This window comes from Bradyrhizobium sp. USDA 3315 (genome assembly GCF_054056795.1).
On sequence record NZ_JBSRYP010000001.1, the window covers coordinates 1,049,286 to 1,068,569 of the forward strand.

23 protein-coding genes are annotated in these 19,284 nt (G+C 65.6%); 9 read left to right on the top strand and 14 right to left on the bottom strand.

Annotated elements, in window-relative coordinates:
* The first annotated feature begins 135 nt into the window (after positions 1–135).
* Both ACVIYL_RS04860 and ACVIYL_RS04865 read left to right on the top strand, forming a co-directional pair.
* Positions 136–1,407, top strand: coding sequence for an efflux RND transporter periplasmic adaptor subunit (locus ACVIYL_RS04860; protein WP_456777880.1), 1,272 nt, complete (start codon positions 136–138; stop codon positions 1,405–1,407).
* Positions 1,407–3,005 (top strand): DHA2 family efflux MFS transporter permease subunit, encoded by a 1,599-nt coding sequence (locus ACVIYL_RS04865; protein ID WP_456777881.1) that lies wholly within the window; start codon positions 1,407–1,409, stop codon positions 3,003–3,005. The genes ACVIYL_RS04860 and ACVIYL_RS04865 overlap by 1 nt, the downstream gene beginning before the upstream one ends.
* Positions 3,006–3,060: 55 nt before the next feature.
* Here ACVIYL_RS04865 and ACVIYL_RS04870 read toward each other — a convergent pair whose 3' ends face one another.
* The 9 genes from ACVIYL_RS04870 to coxB form a co-directional block, all read right to left on the bottom strand.
* Positions 3,061–3,612: a GrpB family protein gene (locus ACVIYL_RS04870; protein WP_456777882.1), complete on the bottom strand. Its 552-nt coding sequence runs from the start codon at positions 3,610–3,612 to the stop codon at positions 3,061–3,063.
* 60 nt (positions 3,613–3,672) lie between these two features.
* Positions 3,673–4,443, bottom strand: a complete 771-nt coding sequence (locus ACVIYL_RS04875) for an SURF1 family protein (protein ID WP_456777883.1) — start codon at positions 4,441–4,443, stop codon at positions 3,673–3,675.
* On the bottom strand, positions 4,440–4,826 hold the full coding sequence (locus ACVIYL_RS04880) for a DUF983 domain-containing protein (protein ID WP_253604745.1): 387 nt from the start codon (positions 4,824–4,826) through the stop codon (positions 4,440–4,442). Before ACVIYL_RS04880 ends, ACVIYL_RS04875 begins: the two co-directional genes overlap by 4 nt.
* Positions 4,827–4,890: 64 nt before the next feature.
* The gene (locus tag ACVIYL_RS04885) at positions 4,891–5,787 is read right to left on the bottom strand and encodes a cytochrome c oxidase subunit 3 (protein WP_057016083.1); all 897 of its coding nucleotides are present in this window, start codon (positions 5,785–5,787) and stop codon (positions 4,891–4,893) included.
* A gap of 55 nt (positions 5,788–5,842) precedes the next feature.
* A complete protein-coding gene (locus tag ACVIYL_RS04890) occupies positions 5,843–6,472 on the bottom strand; it encodes a cytochrome c oxidase assembly protein (protein WP_076832349.1) in 630 nt (209 codons plus the stop codon).
* Positions 6,473–6,477: 5 nt separating this feature from the next.
* Positions 6,478–6,642: a hypothetical protein gene (locus ACVIYL_RS04895; RefSeq protein WP_028334632.1), complete on the bottom strand. Its 165-nt coding sequence runs from the start codon at positions 6,640–6,642 to the stop codon at positions 6,478–6,480.
* Between the two features lie 37 nt (positions 6,643–6,679).
* Complete coding sequence (locus ACVIYL_RS04900; protein WP_028334631.1) at positions 6,680–7,618, bottom strand: heme o synthase; 939 nt, start codon at positions 7,616–7,618, stop codon at positions 6,680–6,682.
* 64 nt (positions 7,619–7,682) lie between these two features.
* On the bottom strand, positions 7,683–9,299 hold the full coding sequence (gene ctaD, locus ACVIYL_RS04905) for a cytochrome c oxidase subunit I (protein WP_253604749.1): 1,617 nt from the start codon (positions 9,297–9,299) through the stop codon (positions 7,683–7,685).
* An 81-nt stretch (positions 9,300–9,380) separates the two neighbouring features.
* On the bottom strand, positions 9,381–10,220 hold the full coding sequence (gene coxB / locus ACVIYL_RS04910; RefSeq protein WP_026191935.1) for a cytochrome c oxidase subunit II: 840 nt from the start codon (positions 10,218–10,220) through the stop codon (positions 9,381–9,383).
* A 282-nt stretch (positions 10,221–10,502) separates the two neighbouring features.
* Between coxB and ACVIYL_RS04915 the strand changes: the two genes are divergently transcribed.
* Positions 10,503–10,793 (top strand): hypothetical protein, encoded by a 291-nt coding sequence (locus ACVIYL_RS04915; protein ID WP_143029702.1) that lies wholly within the window; start codon positions 10,503–10,505, stop codon positions 10,791–10,793.
* Between the two features lie 12 nt (positions 10,794–10,805).
* Positions 10,806–11,342, top strand: coding sequence for an invasion associated locus B family protein (locus tag ACVIYL_RS04920; protein WP_253625069.1), 537 nt, complete (start codon positions 10,806–10,808; stop codon positions 11,340–11,342).
* A gap of 118 nt (positions 11,343–11,460) precedes the next feature.
* Here ACVIYL_RS04920 and ACVIYL_RS04925 read toward each other — a convergent pair whose 3' ends face one another.
* From ACVIYL_RS04925 to ACVIYL_RS04935, 3 genes are read right to left on the bottom strand one after another with little or no spacing between them, the layout of a single operon-like run.
* Complete coding sequence (locus ACVIYL_RS04925) at positions 11,461–12,060, bottom strand: TlpA family protein disulfide reductase (protein ID WP_253604751.1); 600 nt, start codon at positions 12,058–12,060, stop codon at positions 11,461–11,463.
* 35 nt (positions 12,061–12,095) lie between these two features.
* The gene (locus tag ACVIYL_RS04930) at positions 12,096–12,614 is read right to left on the bottom strand and encodes a DsrE family protein (protein WP_456777884.1); all 519 of its coding nucleotides are present in this window, start codon (positions 12,612–12,614) and stop codon (positions 12,096–12,098) included.
* 10 nt (positions 12,615–12,624) lie between these two features.
* Complete coding sequence (locus ACVIYL_RS04935) at positions 12,625–13,017, bottom strand: DoxX family protein (protein ID WP_456777885.1); 393 nt, start codon at positions 13,015–13,017, stop codon at positions 12,625–12,627.
* Between the two features lie 132 nt (positions 13,018–13,149).
* Here ACVIYL_RS04935 and ACVIYL_RS04940 point away from each other — a divergent pair, with 132 nt between their 5' ends.
* From ACVIYL_RS04940 to ACVIYL_RS04960, 5 genes are all read left to right on the top strand, one after another.
* A complete protein-coding gene (locus tag ACVIYL_RS04940) occupies positions 13,150–13,605 on the top strand; it encodes a winged helix-turn-helix transcriptional regulator (RefSeq protein ID WP_253604759.1) in 456 nt (151 codons plus the stop codon).
* A 271-nt stretch (positions 13,606–13,876) separates the two neighbouring features.
* Positions 13,877–15,301 carry a metalloprotease TldD gene (gene tldD, locus ACVIYL_RS04945; protein ID WP_253625071.1) on the top strand — a complete coding sequence of 475 codons (1,425 nt, stop codon included), beginning with the start codon at positions 13,877–13,879 and terminating at the stop codon, positions 15,299–15,301.
* A complete protein-coding gene (lepB, locus tag ACVIYL_RS04950) occupies positions 15,301–16,071 on the top strand; it encodes a signal peptidase I (RefSeq protein ID WP_456777886.1) in 771 nt (256 codons plus the stop codon). The genes tldD and lepB overlap by 1 nt, the downstream gene beginning before the upstream one ends.
* 108 nt (positions 16,072–16,179) lie before the next feature.
* Positions 16,180–16,527 carry an MmcQ/YjbR family DNA-binding protein gene (locus ACVIYL_RS04955; RefSeq protein ID WP_092088124.1) on the top strand — a complete coding sequence of 116 codons (348 nt, stop codon included), beginning with the start codon at positions 16,180–16,182 and terminating at the stop codon, positions 16,525–16,527.
* Positions 16,524–17,090, top strand: coding sequence for a nucleotidyltransferase family protein (locus tag ACVIYL_RS04960; RefSeq protein WP_225642116.1), 567 nt, complete (start codon positions 16,524–16,526; stop codon positions 17,088–17,090). Before ACVIYL_RS04955 ends, ACVIYL_RS04960 begins: the two co-directional genes overlap by 4 nt.
* A 103-nt stretch (positions 17,091–17,193) precedes the next feature.
* Here ACVIYL_RS04960 and ACVIYL_RS04965 read toward each other — a convergent pair whose 3' ends face one another.
* Both ACVIYL_RS04965 and ACVIYL_RS04970 read right to left on the bottom strand, forming a co-directional pair.
* Complete coding sequence (locus ACVIYL_RS04965) at positions 17,194–17,748, bottom strand: PAN domain-containing protein (RefSeq protein ID WP_456777887.1); 555 nt, start codon at positions 17,746–17,748, stop codon at positions 17,194–17,196.
* 143 nt (positions 17,749–17,891) lie between these two features.
* Positions 17,892–19,262: a glutamate--cysteine ligase gene (locus ACVIYL_RS04970; RefSeq protein ID WP_092088053.1), complete on the bottom strand. Its 1,371-nt coding sequence runs from the start codon at positions 19,260–19,262 to the stop codon at positions 17,892–17,894.
* Positions 19,263–19,284 lie beyond the last annotated feature (22 nt).

Sequence of the window (19,284 nt, forward strand, 5' to 3'; positions counted from 1 at the left end):
TTGTAAATAGAACGATACAGTTCCGTTTCTATTGACGACGCACTGCGGCGGAACTATTTGCCGCATAGAACGGAACGGTTCCGTTCCTATTTGCGAAGGCCTTGCAGACCTCGCCTGACAGCAGGAGCCGCCATCATGTTTGAAGACACTGTTTTGGAGCGCGACCAACCGGGGCATGAGGGTATCGAGGGGGCGTCCTCGGCTCCGGCCTCCCATGAGCCTGACCGGCCCTCGGTCACCGCACGAACTCCGGCGCAGGAGCATCCCGCGGGCAAGCAACCCGCCCCGCCGGCAACAATCCCGCCCGAGGTCATCGGCAAGACAACACGGCGCAGCTTTCTCCGCCGCCGTCCGGTCGTCTCCGCGATCGGCGCCGTGCTGCTCGCCGCAGCGATCGGCGGCGGCTATCTCTACATGGACTACAGCGCGCATTTCGAATCCACCGACGACGCCTTCATCGCCGCGCGGCAGTCGGCGCTCGCGCCGAAGATCTCCGGCTACATCACCGCCGTCCCGGTCACCGACAACCAGCATGTCGCGGCCGGCGACGTGATCGCCCGGCTCGACGACCGCGACTATCGCGTCGCGCTGGCGCAGGCCGAGGCGCAGGTCGCGGCCGCGCGCGCCAGCATCGAGAATGTCGATGCGCAGCTCGACGTGCAGCAGGCGCAGATTGCTGCCAACCAGGCGCAGGTCGACCAGGCGCAGGCGGCGCTGGTGTTCGCCCAGCAGCAGGCAACGCGCTACCAGCATCTGGAGCAATCCGGCTACGGCACGGTGCAGAATTCCGAGCAGTTCACCTCGCAGCTGCATCAGCAGCAGGCTGCGCTGCTGAGCGCGCAGGCGACGCTCAACCTCGCGCAGCGCCAGGTCGAGTCGCTGAAGGCGCAGCGCAAGAGCGCGGTCGCGAACCTCGCCCAGGCCGAGGCGCAGCGCGACCAGGCCAAGCTCAATCTGTCCTATACGACGGTCACCGCCGCCCAGCCGGGCCGCGTCGTCAGCCTGTCGGCCGCGGTCGGCCAGTTCGCGCAGGCCGGCACCAACCTCACGATGTTCGTGCCCGACCAGACCTGGGTCACCGCGAACTTCAAGGAGATCCAGCTCGACAAGATGCGGCCGGGCGAGAAGGTGACGATGAAGATCGACGCCTATCCCGGACGCACCATCCAGGGCCATGTCGAGAGCGTGCAGCCGGGCTCCGGCACCGCGTTCTCGCTGCTGCCGGCGCAGAACGCCACCGGCAACTACGTCAAGATCGTGCAGCGCGTGCCGGTGAAGATCGTGATGGACAACCCACCGGCCGACGTCGCGCTCGGCCCGGGCATGTCCGTGGTGCCGACGGTGCGGATCAATCCCGCGCCGTCCCTGTTCGAGCGCCTTGAGAAGTCGAGCCTCGGGAGGCTGTGATGAGTGCCGCCGCCATCGATGCCAAAGGCATTCCGGCTCCGAGCGTCACCGTCAATCCCTGGCTGATCGCCATCGTGGTCGCGCTCGCGAGCTTCATGGAGGTGCTCGACACCACCATCGCCAACGTCGCGCTGCCCTATATCGCCGGCGGCATGGGCGTGAGCGAGGACGAGGCCTCCTGGGTGGTCACCACCTATCTGGTGTCCAACGCCATCATCCTGACCGCCTCCGGCTTTCTCGCCCGCACGCTCGGGCGCAAGACCTTCTTCCTGATCTGCCTCGGCATCTTCACGGTCAGCTCGATCCTGTGCGGTTTTGCGTCCAATCTGAACGCGCTGCTGCTGTTCCGTATCCTGCAGGGTCTCGGCGGCGGCGGAATGGTGCCAGTTGCGCAATCGATTCTCGCCGATGCCTTCCCGCCGGCCAAGCGCGGGCAGGCGTTCGCGGTGTTCGGCATTGCCGTCGTGGTGGCGCCGGTGGTCGGGCCGACGCTCGGCGGCTGGCTGTCCGACAACCTCTCCTGGCACTGGTGCTTCCTGATCAACGCGCCGGTCGGCGTGTTCGCGATCGCGCTGATCGCGGCCGTGCTGCAGGAGCCCGCGACCGCGAAAGCCAAGGGGGCGCAGCCCCAGGACAACAGGTTCGACTTCATCGGCTTCGCGCTGATCGCGACCTTCCTCGGCGCGCTCGAGGTGGTGCTCGATCGCGGCCTCGAGGACGACTGGTTCGCCTCGCCCTTCATCATCACCTTTGCAGTGATCTGCGCCACGGCGTTCGTGCTGATGATCCCGTGGGAGATGACCCGGCGCAATCCGATGATCGACCTGCGCATGGTCGCAACCCGTCAGTTCGGCGCCTGCTTCCTGGTGATGCTGGCAACCGGCGCCATCCTGCTCGCCACCACGCAATTCTTGCCGCAACTGGTGCAGCAGGATTTCGGCTACACCGCGACCTGGGCCGGCCTCGTGCTCTCGCCCGGCGGCGTCGTCACCATGATGATGATGTTCGCGGTCGGCCGGCTCGCCGCCAGGGTGCAGCCGAAATACCTGATCGTTGCCGGCGCGCTGGTGATCGCCGCCTCGATGTACAGCATGACCAACGTCTACGGCGATCTCGGCTTCTGGTTCATGGCGCGCTCGCGCATGCTGATCGGCGTCGGCCTGCCGCTGATCTTCGTGCCGATCATGGCGGCGTCCTATGACGGCATTCCCGCTGGGAAGACCGACCAGGCCTCCGCGCTGATCAACGCGGCGCGCAACACCGGTGGCTCGATCGGCGTCTCGATCGTGTCCAACGTGCTGACGCATCGCCAGCAATTCCACCAGAGCCGGCTGGTCGAGCAGGTGACGCCGTCGAGCCCGCAATACCAGGACACGCTGCACCAGGTCACCGACTTCTTCGTCGCCCAGGGCAGTTCGCTGGCGCAGGCGCACAGTCAGGCGATCCAGTGGATCGGACAGCAGGTGCAGACCCAGGCCTCGTTCCTGTCCTACATGGATGCGTTCTGGGTCCTGATGCTGATCTCGCTCTCCGCCATCCCGCTGGCGCTGACCTTGCGCAAGGTCAAGCTCGGCGGCCCCGCCCCCATGGGTCATTGATCCCGGCGCCGGCATGGATGGCGCTACCGCAGAATGCAGGCGTGGCTAAGCCGCGCTATCGACCGGACAGGTCCGCGCGCCACGCGCGGGCCTTCGCGGTCGTCTCCTCGACGAAACGCGTTTTGCCGTTGCGATAGGCCGCGATGTCCTCTCTCGAGGAGGCAGCAAGGGCCTGCTTGATCTCGGCGTAGGCACGGGACACCTCGGGGTGCGCGCGAAGATAGTCGCGAAACACCAGCAGCGTTTCCCAGCGCGGATTGGATGGCTCCATCACATGCAGATGATGGGTCCACGGCCCCGGAGGACCCTTGCGGAAGAACAACTCGCCAGGCAGCCACGCCGCGTATTCCGGTATGTAGTGGTAGCCGAGCGTATCGATCGGCTTGATGCAGCGTTCCCGTGCCTCCGCGAGGCTGGGGACACCGACCATCAGGTCGATGATCGGCTTCGACGGCAAGCCCGGAACCGCGGTGCTTCCGACATGCTCGATGGCCAGAGCCAGCGAGCCGAGCGCATGCTCGATCCTCGCGCGCTCCGTCTCGAACATGGCCGGCCAGTTGGGATCATACTCCAGGACAACGATTGGCCCGGCGCCGTATTTCTCCATGGCACACCCTGATTGCTTGCCGCGAAGTCCCCTTCGCGGGTCAATCAAACCATGATGCGACTAGGTTCGACCAGAGGCGCGGCGCCGGTGGCCGCGCCACCACAGGCCGAAGGCGATCGTGACCGCAGCGGCCAGCGAGAACCAGGTGATGGCGTACTGCATGTGGTCGTCCTTGAGCCGCACCTTGAGCGGTCCGGGCTTCGGCGTGCCGCTGTCGGGCACCGGCCCCTCGAGGTCGATGTAGAACGGCGCGACCTGGCCCCAGCCGAGCGCCTGCGCCATCGCGCGATGGTCGCGCACGAACCACAGCCGCTTCGCCGGATCTTCCTTCGGCGTCAGCCGGCCCGGCGGCTCGGGAAAGCGGATATAGCCCGTGAGTTCAACCGGCGCGCCGGTGACGAGGCGGCCGACGACGCGGTCCTCGAAGGCGCGATCCTGCATCGTGTTCTGGACAAAGCCGGTGTTGATCACGACGGTCTCGCCGCTGGCGAGCTTCGCCGGCAGCAACGCCCAGGTGCCGGGACCCGAAATGTCGTCGCGCACGGCGGAGCCGGAGCTGAACACCATCGCGTCAGGCTGCTTCGCATAGGTCGCGGTCAGGGTCACGCGGCGGAATTCATCCTTGGCGGAGGTCAGCGTCGGCCATGCCGACGGCGGCGGCAGCGCCTCGGTCGGCGCGGCCAGCCGCGCCTCGAGCGCTGCGATCAGCGCGTGCTTCTCGACCCGGCGCTGCAATTGCCAGAAACCGAGGGCGATAAACACCGCGATCAGGATCAACGTGAAAATGCCGAAGCCGGCCGCGCTCGGCCGGCGCGTCGTCACATCATTCATTTCGGGTCGCGCTCGATCAATTGGCCTTCGGCGGCCTTGTGGTGGAATTGCAGCGCGATCAGAAGTGCCTTCATCGATCGTAGCGGCAGGATCGTGGTGACCAGGATCAACGGCAGCCACAGCGCGGCATGCACCCAGAACGGCGGCTGGTACTTCACCTCGACGATCAGCGCCGCCGCGACCACGATCGCGCCGGCCAGCATGATGACGAAGATCGCCGGCCCGTCGCCGGAATCGATAAAGGCGAAGTCGAGGCCGCAGGCCTGGCAGCGCGGCGCCAGCGTCAGGAAGCCGGAATAGAGCTTGCCCTTGCCGCAGCGCGGGCAGCGGCAGGCGATGCCACGCAGTGCGCTCTCAGTGACGGTCGGCTGGGTATCGGTCATCGGTTCTCTTCAAAAACAAAGGGGCGGCCATTCGGCCGCCCCCTCTTAGCACGTCGGCCGGCAATTAATGTGCGCCGTGGGCCATCGTCTCGGCGCCGTGGCCCCAGACGTAGATGCAGATGAACAGGAACAGCCAGACCACGTCGACGAAGTGCCAGTACCAGGCGGCAAACTCGAAGCCGAGGTGCTGCTTCGGCGTGAAGTGGCCGGCATAGGCGCGGATCAGGCAGACCAGCAGGAAGATGGTGCCGACCAGCACGTGGAAGCCGTGGAACCCGGTCGCCATGAAGAAGGTCGCGCCATAGACGTTGCCGCCGAACGAGAACGTCGCATGGGCGTACTCATAGGCCTGCACGCAGGTGAAGAGGGCACCGAGGATCACGGTGAGGATCAGGCCCTGCTTGAGGCCCTGGCGGTCGTTCTCCAGCAGCGCATGGTGCGCCCAGGTAACGGTGGTGCCCGAGGTCAGGAGCAGCAGCGTGTTGAGCAGCGGCAGATGCCAGGGATCGAAGGTCTCGATGCCGTGCGGCGGCCAGGTACCGGGAACGGAGCAGGCACCCATCGCCGTGCCGGCGCCGCAGCCGAACACCGCATCGCGGGTGGCATGCACCGCGTCGGCCGGGAACAGCGCCGCATTGAAGAAGGCCCAGAACCAGGCGACGAAGAACATCACCTCGGAGGCGATGAACAGGATCATGCCGTAGCGGTGGCTGATCTGCACCACGCGGGTGTGGTCGCCCTTGTACTGGGCTTCCTTGATCACGTCGCCCCACCAGCTCGCCATCGTGTAGAGCACGCCGATGGTGCCGACGCCGAACACGATCGGGGCGGCGGAGAACATGTGGTGCATCCAGCCGATCGCGCCGAACGCCATGATGAAGGCCGAGATCGAGCCGACCACCGGCCACGGGCTCGGGTCGACGAGATGATAGTCGTGATGCTTGACTTGCGCCTCAGCCATTGCCGTCTCTCCATTCGCGTGCCGCAAGGCACGTCTTAAATCTTAAATTCCAAAACTAGCCGCCCTTGCGCTGTTCCGCCTCGCCCGCCGCCACGGGCTTCGGCGCGGCGTCGCGCACGGGGAAGAAGGTGTAGGACAGGGTGATCGTCTTCAGCGTGTCGTTCTCGCTGTCCTTGGCCAGCGCCGGATCGACATAGAACACCACGGCCATCTCGCGCTTTTCGCCCGGCGCCATGGTCTGTTCGGTGAAGCAGAAGCAGTTGATCTTCTGGAAATAGGCGCCGACCGTCAACGGCGCGACATTGTAGGACGCCTGGCCGGTGGTGGTGCGCGCCGACTGGTTGGTGACGGTGTAGTAGACCGTGACCACCTGGCCGATCTTGACGTCGATCGTGTTCTGCTCCGGCTCGAACTTCCAGGGCAGGCCCGGCGCGACGTTGGAATCGAAGCTGACCGAAATAGTGCGCTCGAGCGGCGCATCCGAAGGCACCGAGGTCGCGACCTGGGTGGTGCCGTTGAAGCCGGTGGTGCGGCAGAACCAGTTGTAGAACGGCACGGCGGCGTAGGACGCGCCGACCATCAGCACCACGACGAAGCCGCAGATCGAGGCAACCACGGCGTCGCGCGTCAGCGTGCGGCGCGTGACCTTGGCGCCCTCACCCTGCTGCGGTCCCTGGTTGGCCATCTCACTCACAGCGGCCGCACCAGCACGGCCGGCCCCTTGACGAGGGTGACGGCGAAGAACAGCACGACCAGGATGCCGAGCGCGAGCGCGATGGCGATCGAGCGCTGGCGGCGGCTCTTGAGCTGCGCCTCGGTGAGGACGATGCCTTCTGGTTCGCGTTTCTCGTCCATTGATATCCCATGCGCCCCCATCTCGCCCCCCGGCTCCCTATCCGATGAAGACAGGCGCAATCGCGCGGACCACGACCTCGGCGAGAAGGACGGCAAACAGCGCGAACAGATAGAGGATCGAGAAGGCGAACAGCCGGCGCGTGGCGCGGTTGGCAGCCGTCCCCTCGCGGCGGCGATAGACCTCGATGGCCAGCCACAGCATGCCGGCGCCGAGCACCAGCGAGGTGACGCCGTAGATCGCGTCGAAATAGCCGAGCGGCCACGGCGCCAGCGCGATCGCGACCAGCACGATGGTGTAGAGCAGGATCTGCAGCCGGGTCGCGTCGGGACCGGCGACGACCGGCAGCATCGGGATGCCGGCGCGGGCATAGTCGTCGCTGCGGAACAGCGCCAGCGCCCAGAAATGCGGCGGGGTCCAGAAGAAGATGATCAGGAACAGGAGGATCGGCTCGACCGAGAGCGATCCGGTCGCGGCGGCCCACGCCACCACCGGTGGCAAGGCACCGGCGGCGCCGCCGATCACGATGTTCTGCGCGGTCCAGCGCTTCAGCCACATCGTGTAGACCACGGCATAGAAGAAGATGGTGAAGGCAAGCAGCGCACCCGCCACCCAGTTGACCAGAATGCCGAGTGTCATCACCGAGAAGAAGGCGAGCGTGATGCCGAACGCGGCCGCCTCGGTCTGCGTGATGCGGCCGCGCGGAATCGGCCGGTTGGCGGTGCGCGTCATCAGCGCGTCGACGTCGCCCTCATAGGCCATGTTGAGCGCGCCGGAGGCGCCGGCGCCGACCGCGATGCACAGGATCGAGGTGAATGCCAGCACCGGATGCACGTGCACCGGCGCGATCATCAGCCCGACCAGCGCGGTGAAGATCACCAGCGACATCACGCGCGGCTTCAACAGCGCGATGTAGTCGCCCACTTCGGCCTCGGAGATCCGGGGCAGCTCGATGGCGTTGTGATCGACAACCGACAAGATCAGGTCTCGCTTCTCTCAAAAGGCGCGGCGCACCCTTAAAGTGCGCCGCGTTGTCGTGGACTTACTGCACGCGGGGCAGCACTTCGAACTGGTGGAACGGCGGCGGCGAGGTCAGCGTCCACTCCAACGTGGTCGCACCGGCGCCCCACGGATTGTTCGCGGCCTGCTCCTTGCGGACGAAGGCATCGATCACGCCGTAGATGAAGATCAGGACGCCGATGCCGGAGATGTACGAGCCCCAGGAGGAGATCAGGTTCCAGCCGGCGAACGCATCCGGATAGTCGACATAGCGGCGCGGCATGCCCGACAGGCCGAGGAAGTGCTGCGGGAAGAACACCAGGTTGACGCCGACGAAGGTGAACCAGAAGTGCAGCTTGGCGATCCGCTCCGAGTACATGTAGCCGAACATCTTCGGGAACCAGTAGTACCAGCCGGCGAAGATGCCGAACACGGCGCCGAGCGACAGCACGTAGTGGAAGTGCGCCACCACGTAGTAGGTGTCCTGCAGCACGCGGTCGACGCCGGCATTGGCCAGCACGACGCCGGTGACGCCGCCGACGGTGAACAGGAAGATGAAGCCGATCGCCCAGATCATCGGCGCCTTGAACTCGATCGAGCCGCCCCACATCGTGGCGATCCACGAGAAGATCTTCACGCCGGTCGGCACCGCGATCACCATCGTGGCGGCGACGAAATAGGCCTGCGTCGCCGAGGACATGCCGACGGTGTACATGTGGTGCGCCCACACCACGAAGCCGATGCCGCCGATCGCGACCATGGCGTAGGCCATGCCGAGATAGCCGAACACGGGCTTGCGCGAGAAGGTGGAGACGATCTGGCTGATCATGCCGAAGGCGGGCAGGATCAGGATGTACACTTCGGGGTGGCCGAAGAACCAGAACAGATGCTGGAACAGCACCGGGTCGCCGCCGCCGTCAGCCGCAAAGAAGGTGGTGCCGAAATTGCGGTCGGTCAGCAGCATGGTGATCGCACCGGCGAGCACCGGCAGCGACAGCAGCAGCAGGAACACGGTAACCAGGATCGACCACACGAACAGCGGCATCTTGTGCAGGGTCATGCCCGGCGCGCGCATGTTGAAGATCGTGGTGATGAAGTTGATGGCGCCGAGGATCGACGAGGCACCCGCGAGATGGAGCGAGAGAATCGCGAAATCGACCGCCGGTCCCGGATGGCCCGAGGTCGACAGTGGCGCATACATGGTCCAGCCCGCGCCGACGCCGTTGGCGCCCGGCTCACCCTCGACGAAGGTGGACATCACCAGCAGCGCGAACGAGGCCGGCAGCAGCCAGAACGAGATGTTGTTCATGCGCGGGAACGCCATGTCGGGCGCGCCGATCATCAGCGGCACCATCCAGTTGCCGAAGCCGCCGATCATCGCCGGCATGACCATGAAGAAGATCATGATCAGGCCGTGCGAGGTCACGAACACGTTATAGGTGTGCGTCTCGTGGAATATCTGGACGCCCGGATACATCAACTCGGCACGGATCGCGATCGACATCGCCGCGCCGATGATGCCCGCGATCACCGCAAAGATCAGGTACATCGTACCGATGTCCTTGTGGTTCGTGGAGTAGAGATAACGCCGCCATCCGGTCGGATGGTGGGCGTGATCGTCATGGGCGTGATCGTCGTGTGTCGCTGCGCCTGTCGCCATGTTCAAAATCCTGCCTTGCAGTCCCTCTTGGACCTTGCGGTCCCGTCGCCCTTATTCCATCCGCGCCGTAAGCCGTGAGGCTTACTGCGCCGCCTGACCAGCCGAGGCGTAGGAATTCGCCGGGTTGGTCGCAAACTTCTTCTTCGCGCCTTCGACCCAGGTCGCGAATTCCTGGTCGCTCACGACCCTGACCGCGATCGGCATGAAGGCATGGTCCTTGCCGCACAGTTCCGAGCACTGGCCGTAGAACACGCCGGTCTTGGTGGCCTTGAACCAGCTCTCGTTGAGGCGGCCGGGGATCGAGTCGATCTTCACGCCGAAGGCCGGCACCGCGAAGGAGTGGATCACGTCGGCGCCGGTGGTCTGGATCCGCACCACCTTGTTGACCGGGACCACCATCTCGTTGTCGACGCCGAGCAGGCGCGGCTGCTTGTCCTTGTCGAGCAGCGAGTCGAACTCGAACTTGCCGTTATCCGGATAGGCGTAGGACCAGTACCACTGCTTGCCGGTGACCTTCACCGTGAGATCCGGCTTCGGCACGTCGAGCTCCAGGAACAGCAGGCGGAACGACGGCACCGCGATGCCGACCAGGATCAGCACCGGGATCAGCGTCCAGGCCACCTCGATCAGCGTGTTGTGGGTGGTCCTGGAGGGGACCGGGTTGGCCCTGGCGTTGAACTTCACCACCACGATGATGAGCAACGCGAGCACGAACAGCGTGATCAGGGTGATCAGCACCAGCAGGAAATTGTGAAACCAGATGATGTTTTCCATCACCGGGGTCACGCCTTCCTGCAGCGTGTGCTCCCACGGCGCCGGCTGCCCCATTTCGGCGAAGGCCGATCCCGCGGCGACAGACGCCACACCCGCCACCGCCAACCCCAGCAATTGCCTGCCCAACCGGCCAATCGACATCTTCATGCGCCTCGCGCTCCCTTGCATTATTCCCCAAAGCACCCCCGGCATGTGGCCGAAAATGCAGCACGATCCGCCCTGACAAACGGCCTTCCGGACATACCCGTCTCTGAGTCAAGGTGGGTACGGGAGCCAGATCGCTAGAACGCGTCGAAATCCAGCCTCTCAAACCATAATTCTCCGGCGCTCGCAATGCAGTAGTGGGGCCGAAAGCCATGCGCCTGCGATGAAGCTGCCGCTTGCGATTTTTCCTGCAAAATCAAGCGAAAGCACTTGGACCAATTGTCCATGCCGCTTGACAGGGGGATTACCGGATGTACCCACAGACAGGGCAGCGCACAGGAACCTGATTCGCTGCGGGCTGCCCCAATCCGGCGCGAGAATGGCTTCACGATCGCCTTCAAGGCGCCGTCATTGCGGTATCAGTCGACGCCTGAGCATGATCCGGAAGAGTGGAAACCGGTTTTCCGAAAGATCATGCTCAAACAAGAAGATGAGATCATGATTCGCTTCCGGGAAGCGCATCGTGGCGCGCGTGCTACCGGCGGCCGGACGGCCGGACCGACCGAACATCTATAAGGATCGACCCGGATGGGCGCTTCGAACATTCGTTTGACGATGGCCAGCCGGCTCGGCGGCCTCGCGATTCTGGCCCTCTGCCTCGGCCTTTCTCTTGGCCTGACCCAGCCGGCGAACGCGCAAGGCGCGGTGCGCTCGGTCCACGGCGACTGGCAGATCCGCTGCGACACTCCGCCCGGCGCCCAGGCCGAGCAATGCGCGCTGATCCAGAGCGTGGTAGCGGAAGACCGCTCCAATGCCGGCCTGACCGTGATCGTGCTGAAGACCGCCGACCAGAAGAGCCGCCTGATGCGCGTGGTCGCGCCGCTCGGCGTGCTGCTGCCCTCCGGCCTCGGCCTCAAGCTCGACAATCAGGACGTCGGCCGCGCCGGTTTTGTCAGGTGCCTGCCCAATGGCTGCGTCGCCGAGGTCGTGATGGACGACAAGCTGCTCGGCCAGCTCAAGAACGCCAAGACCGCGACCTTCATCATCTTCGAGACGCCCGAGGAAGGGATCGGCTTTCCGCTCAGCCTGAATGGCCTGGCGGAGGGGTATGACAAATTGCCCTAGCGGCGCCGAGCGGCACAGGAAAGCGTAGCCCGGATGGAGCGCAGCGCAATCCGGGGCCGCTCTCATCGCGGATGAACCAGTCCCGGATTTCGCTGCGCTTCATCCGGGCTAAGCCATCTCAGCGGACTCCCGCATAGTAGTCGAACAACGCGCTCGCCTCCGTGGACAGCCAGTCCGCCTCACCCGTCATGTAGCCTTCGACCTGTCCGGTGATGCCGATCAAAAATGAGATCGGCATGCCGTACAGCGCGAACGGCGTATCGACCTCGGCGACGTCGACGCGCGACACGAGACCGCCGGGATCGAAGCCGACCGCGAGGTGGCGCAGCTTGAGCTGCTTGACGTAGGGCGCGACCGGCGCGCGGTTGCGATCGGTGCTAACAGCGATAACCACGAGATCGCGACGACCGCTGGCGGCAAGGCGGTCCAGCATCGGCAGCTCGGTCCGGCACGCCGCGCACCAGGTGGCCCAGAAATTCACCAGCACCAGCTTGCCTTTGAACGCGGAGAGATCAAGCGCACCGCCGGTGAGCGCCGGGATCGCAACCGGCGGCACCGGGCGGGCGCCTTCGACCTGCGTGAACTGATGCCGGATGGTGCCGAATTGCGGCGGTCCCGACGCTGCGAGCACAGCTCCGGTGGGCATTGCGAGCGAGGCGCCGGCGCCAATCATGCCGGCAACGACGGCACGGCGCGTCGGTACGTGAGCTGACGTCATGACAAATTCTCCGCTTGGCTTGATCGCTGCATCGCTCAGGACCGGATGTAGGACCAGCCGGCTTCCTGCAATTCGATGATGCGCCCGGGCCCGTTCGGCACCAGGTCGACATGATCGAGCAGGACCAGCGGATGTCCCTCGGCGCGCTCCATGCCGAGCCTGGTGGCTTCGCAGACCACGAAGCGGATGTCCGGCGTGAGCCCCCTCGCCACCCGGAGCAGATCCTTCACCGGCGAGGTATCGGCGCGCAGCATGTGGACGCCGGCATTGTAGGCGACGACCTCGATCTCGAACGGCTCGTTGCGCTCCCGATAATATTTCGGGAGGTTGAGCGCGGTCGAGATCAGCGCCCGCATCGTGGTCGGGTCGTCGCTGTTGATCGGCAGCACCAGGCGGTGCATGCGCGGCTCCGGCTTGCTGGACTCAGGTTTCTTGGGCTCGGGTTTCGAGACCGCCGCGACCGAACCGGTGAGCAGCATTGTCGCGGCGAACGGCACCGCGAAGGCCAGCACCAGCCCGGTCACGACCATCAGCTTGCGGAGAGAGACGCGCATCGCGCTCGCCTCACGGCGCGCTCGCGAGCAGGGCGAACTGGCTGCGCTTGGCGTAGGCGACGATCACACTCAATGTCAGCAGCACGAGGGCGGGCACCGGCGAGCCGCCGATCACGAAAAGATGGCTGATGGTGGCGCCGACCATGATGCAGCTCAGCAGCACGCCGCCGAACGCCGCGACCGGGGGCAGCAGGATCAGGATCGCGCCGAGCAGCTCCAGCGATCCGGTGAAATAGCGGAACCACTGACCGAGCCCGATATGCTCGAATTCCTCGACCAGCATCGGCACGCCGTAAAGCTTGGCCGCGCCCGCGGCGGCAAAGGTCAAAGCGAGCAGTCCCCTGACGACCCAGAGGCTGACGGATTTCCAGCGCGACGGCGCCGCGGCAACTGCAACTGACATTGATGACTCCCGAGTTGTTCGTAAGGCCGGACCGCGGCCACCCGACCGATCGGCGGCTGGCCCGCGGCTTTCGGTGGTCTAAATTCGGGAGTAAGATGAAAAGAACAAGTAGGATGCTTTTTGTGAGGTAGTATGAAAAAACTGACTATTGAGCCTGCCGAGCCTCCGGCGGCGTCCGAGCCGTGCAACGGCGACCTGTCGGCGCAATTTCATCGCGCGCTGTCGGTGCTGGCCGGAAAATGGAAGGGCGACATCCTCTGGCAACTGGTCGAGCGCAAGCGGCGGTTCGGCGAGCTGCGCCAGTCGATCCCCGGCGTGACCCAGCATATGCTGACCACGCAGCTGCGCGATCTCGAGGCCAACGGCCTCGTCAAGCGCACGGTCTATCCCGAGGTGCCGCCCCGGGTTGAGTACGAGATGACGCCGTCCGCCAAGGCGCTCAAGCCGGTGTTCGATGAACTGTACCGCTGGGCACAGGAGCATGGCTTTCCGACCTCGGCGCAGGGCACCGCACAGCCGAAGCCGCAATCGGGCGATGCAGCCGAGCGCGAAAGCCCGCCGCGGAAGGCGGATCGGCGCTCAAGGTGATGACGACAAGGTGAGGACGCCGACGGGGCACTGTGATCGACAGTACAGCCGCAGGCACTCCCGGTTTGCCACCCCAACCACTATCTTTGGTGATCGCCGTCCGGGCCTGAACCGGGACCGGTACAGGTTTCCGGGTTGTAAGATGAGTTTTCCGCTCGTCTCTGCTTCAATCCCCCGAAATCCCTGCTGCGGGTTCCCCACTGGCAATCAGTTGCGCTTCAGGCAAGGATGACGAGGAATCGCCAAGCAATCGCATTGCGTCGGAGTGACCATGACCAATCCCGCCACGACCTCCCTGCTCGACCGCGCCAATCTGGACCGCGATGCCGTCCGCCGCGAGGTGTCCCGCGGCCTTGAAGGCGCCGACGACGGCGAGCTGTTCCTGGAGTTCGGGCAGACCGAGGCGCTGGTGTTCGACAACGGAAGGCTGAAGCAGGCGACCTATGACACCTCGCAGGGCTTTGGCCTGCGCGCGGTCAAGGACGACGCGGTCGGCTATGCGCATTCCTCCGACGTCTCGATCCCGGCGCTGATCCGCGCCGCGGATGCGGTCGCGGCCGTGCGCGGCGGCTATGCCGGCACTTTCGCCGCGGCGCCCGCCCACACCAACATCAAGCTCTATGGCGACGAGAACCCGCTGGACGGCCCGGCGTTCGAGGCCAAGGTCAAGCTGCTCGGCGAGATCGACGCCTATGTCAGGGACAAGGACCCGCGGGTGCGTCAGGTCTCGGCCAGCCTCACCGCGACCTGGCAGGTGGTCGAGATCCTGCGGCCCGACGGCGAGAGCTATCGCGACATCCGCCCGCTGGTGCGCGTCAACATCTCCGTCGTCGCCGGCCAGGGCGACCGCCAGGAGAGCGGCAGCAAGGGCTATGGCGGCCGCGAGGGCTATGCCCGCTTCATCGAGACCAAGGCCTGGCGCGACGCCGCCGACGGCGCGCTGCGCGAGGCGCTGGTCAATCTCGAATCGGTGCCGGCGCCCGCCGGTGAGATGGACGTGGTGCTCGGCGCCGGCTGGCCCGGCGTGATGCTGCATGAGGCCGTCGGCCACGGGCTCGAGGGCGATTTCAACCGCAAGCAGACCTCCGCCTTTGCCGGCCTGATGGGCCAGCAGGTCGCGGCCAAGGGCGTCACCGTGGTCGACGATGGCACCATGGCCTCGCGCCGCGGCTCGCTCTCGATCGACGACGAGGGCACGCCAACCAACCGCACCGTGCTGATCGAGGACGGCATTCTGGTCGGCTACATGCAGGACCGCCAGAACGCCCGGCTGATGGGCATGAAGCCGACCGGCAACGGTCGTCGGCAGAGCTATGCCCATGTGCCGATGCCGCGCATGACCAACACCTACATGCTGTCGGGCGACCGCGACCCGGCCGAGATCATCGCCTCGGTGAGGAACGGCATGTACGCCGCCAATTTCGGCGGCGGCCAGGTCGACATCACCTCGGGCAAGTACGTGTTCCAGTGCACCGAGGCCTACAAGATCGAGAACGGCAAGCTCGGCGCGCCGCTGAAGGGCGCCATGCTGATCGGCAACGGACCGACCGATCTCCACAGGATCACCATGATCGGCAACGATCTTGCGCTGGATACGGGAATCGGCACCTGCGGCAAGAACGGCCAGGGCGTGCCGGTCGGCGTTGGCCAACCGACGCTCAGGATGGAACGGATTACGGTCGGAGGAACGGGCTAGTGAGCAGCGGAAACGAAGTCGTGACGGCCAAGCCGACCAGCTGGCGCGGGCAGGCCGTGCAACTGGCCGCGATCGTGGCCGTCGTGTTCCTCGCCAAGGGCGCGATCGCGGAGCCGTTCTACGTGCCGTCGGGATCGATGGAGCCGACGCTGCTGATCGGCGACGCGCTGGTCGCCTCGAAATATCCCTATGGCTACGGCGCGGCTTCGCTGCCGATCCAGATCACGCTGCCGGAAACCGGCCGCGTGTTCGGCGAGGCGCCGAAGCGCGGCGACGTTGTCGTGTTCCGCTGGCCGGGCGACCGCTCGCAGGCCTGGGTCAAGCGCGTGGTCGGGCTGCCCGGCGACCGCATCCAGATGCGGCAGGGTCAGCTCTTCATCAACGATCATGCGGCGACGCTGAAGCCCGACGGCACCGGCTTCGCCGAAGACGATCGCGGCGGCGGCGAAGAGGCGTATCGCTACATCGAGACGCTGCCGAACGGCGTCAACCACGCGATCTTCAAGATCCGCGACAACGGCCGGCTCGACAACACCCAAGAGGTGACGGTGCCGCCGGGCAAACTGTTCGTGCTCGGCGACAATCGGGACAATTCCGCCGATAGCCGCGTGCCGGTGCGCGACGGCGGCGTCGGCCTCTTGCCGATCGACAATCTGATCGGCCGCGCCGACGCCGTGGTCGGCTCCTGGGACCTCGGCATCCGCAGCCAGCCGGTCTGGACCTGGCTCTCAGGCTTCCGCCTCGCGCGCTTCTTCACCTCGGTGCAGTAGACGCGTAGCCCGGATGGAGCGCTGCGCAATCCGGGATCTCCCACTCTGCAAGATGTCCCGGATTTCGCTTCGCTCCATCCGGGCTACATTCCTTGCGGGATGATAGTCGTGACCTTCGACGACATCAGGCACATCGCGCTGGCATGGCCGGAGGTCGAGGACGGCTCTTCCTACGGCACGCCGGCGCTGAAGGTGCGCAACAAGATGCTGGTGCGGCTCAAGGAGGACGGCGACAGCCTGGTGATTCCGGGCGTCCCGCCGGAGGAGCGCGACATGCTGGTCGAGCATCAGCCCAAGGTGTTCTACTTCACCGATCACTACCGCGACTACCCGACGGTCCTGATCCGCCTGTCGAAGGCCAAACGTCAGACCGTCGAGCCCTTGCTGCGCCGGCACTGGCGCACGCTGGCGTCGAAGAAGGCGGTCCGGGACTACGACGCGACCGCCTCGTCGTGACGCAGGACGAATTCCTCGCAGCCGCGCTGCGCAACCCGGCCAATCAAGCCATCACCGACGAGTTGTACCGCCTCGGTCTGCCCGATGCGTGGCTGGTCGCCGGCTGCCTGGTGCAGACCGTGTGGAACGTGCTGACCAGCCGGCCGCTCGATCATGGCATCAGCGACCACGACATCTTCTATTTCGATCCGGATACCTCATGGGAGGCCGAGGATGCGGTGATCCGTGAGCTCAAGGCACGGCTCGGCCGTCTCGGTGTCGCGATCGAGGTGCGCAACCAGGCCCGCGTCCATCTCTGGTATCCCGACAAGCACGGCCTGCCCTACCCGGCGCTGTCGCGTTCGACCGACGGCATCGATCGCTTCCTCACCGAAAACACGCAGATCGGCATCCGCCGCACCACGCGCGGCCACGACGTCTATGCGCCGAACGGTTTCGATGATGTCGCCGGCATGATCGTGCGGCCGAACCGGACCGCGAACTTTTCGCCGGCGAACTATGCGACGAAGGCGGCGCGCTGGAAGGCGCTCTGGCCCGAGATCACGGTGCTGGCGGCGGAGTAGCCCGTCGTCGCGTAGCCCGGATGAAGCGCAGCGAAATCCGGGGCAGGCCCATCCACGGTGAGCGCGGTCCCGGATTACGCTTCGCCTCATCCGGGCTACGGATTCACCGCACCACGCCCGACGTGAACCCCGCCTTGCGGCGCGGCGGCTTGATCTCTTTCTTCAGGAAGCAATGCGCGTCGCGGCCGGCATAGCCGGGCCGGGCGTAGGTCCAGGCGCGGCACTTGTTGTCGGCGGTGCAGGCGGCCTGGCAGGCCTCGTCGCCGTCGCTGCTCTTCAGCTCGAAATTCTTGTAGTCTCCGCCGAGGCGGTCGATCGAAGTTTCGATGGCGCCGTTGCGCGGTTCGACCACGCCCGCGCCGCGCACCCCGGAGACGCAGCAGACGTTCTGCACCCGTGGCGGCACGGTGCTCTTCAGCCAGCACACCGCCCCATTATTGGCGTCGGTCGGATAGTTGAAGCTCCAGGCGCGGCAACGGCGGTCACGCTCGCAGGTCAGCGCGCAATCGGCCGGATCGCCCGTCGTCACCGGCGCGTTGAGATAGTCGCCGCCGGGGCGGTCGAAATTGGTCTGCGCCAATGCCGGGCGTGCGACGACCGCGGCCGCGAGAGCCGCAAACACCACCACACACGCCCTAAAGAGGCGGCCTATCCCCATGAGATTGCTTTCAAATTCGCGCAGCCCCGCGCGTTTCGCGGGGCGTCATTTGAACGCCATGAACCTGTACGGCTGATGAACGGCGGGTGCGACACCACCGCCGTTCGCGCGCGCCTCACGCCCGGATCGGATCCAAGCGGGGACTAAAAGGCGTATTCCTGATAGGCCGGTTCCACCGAGCCCTTCCAGGGACCGTTGAACTTCTCCAGCATCTCCTCGGCCGGCGAGCGGCCGGCCTCGATGATGCGCTCGAGCGGTTCGAGGAAGCGGCTCTCGTCGCGTCCGAGATGATCGATCCGGCCGCGCCGCCGCAATCCGGCATGCGACAGGATCAGGCACTCCTTGGCGATCTCGAACAGATAGCGATCCTTGATCCGCGACTTGAAGCCGAAACGCGGCACGTCGTCACGCAGCGCCTGCCGCTCCGGCGCGGTCCAGTGGCGGACGATGTCCCAGGCGGCATCGAGGCTGTCATTGTCGTAGAGCAGCCCGACCCAGAACGCCGGCAGCGCCGGCAGCCGGCCCCACGGCACGCCGTCGGCGCCGCGCATTTCGAGGTAACGCTTCAACCGCACCTCGGGGAAGATCGTCGAGAGGTGATTGGCCCAGTCCGACAAGGTCGGGCGCTCGCCCGGGAAGGCGGCATTCTTGCCGGCGAAGAAATCCCGGAACGAGGAGCCGGAGACGTCGATATATTCCTCGCCCCGCTTGACGAAATACATCGGAACGTCGAGCGCGTAATCGACATAGCGCTCGAAGCCCATGCCGTCCTCGAACGCGAACGGCACCATGCCGCTGCGCGCATTGTCGGTGTCGCGCCAGATCTCGGAACGGAACGACAGGAAGCCGTTGGGCTTGCCTTCGGTGAACGGCGAGTTGGCGAACAAGGCGGTCGCGATCGGCTGCAACGCCAGCGACACCCGCAGCTTCTTCACCATGTCGGCTTCGGAGGAGAAGTCGAGATTAGTCTGCACCGTGCAGGTCCGGAACATCATGTCGAGGCCGTATTTGCCGACCTTCGGCATGTAGTTTCGCATGATCTTGTAACGCCCCTTGGGCATCACGGGGATCTGCGCGCGCGACCAGGACGGCGTCATGCCGAGGCCGAGGAAGCCGATGCCGAGCGGGGTTGCGATCTCCCGCACCTGCGCCAGATGCGCCATCAATTCCGACTGCGTCTGATGCACGGTTTCGACCGGCGCGCCCGACAGTTCGAACTGCCCGCCGGGCTCGAGCGAAATCGCGCCGCCGCCGGTGACGTCATAGAGGCCGATGATGTTGCCGCGCTCCATGATCGGCTCCCAGCCGAGCAAGAGCTTCATGCCCTCGAGCAGCGCGCCGATGCCCTTGGCGCCTTCATAGGGCACGGGCTGATGGCCCTCCAGCGTGAACGGAGTCTTCTCGTGCTCGGTGCCGATCCGGAATTCGGACTCAGGCTTCACGCCGGCTTCAAGCCACGCCACGAGTTCGTCGCGCGACTGCAGCGGCGTCATGTCGATCTGGTCACGCGCCATAGATAATCCAACTCAAAGGCGC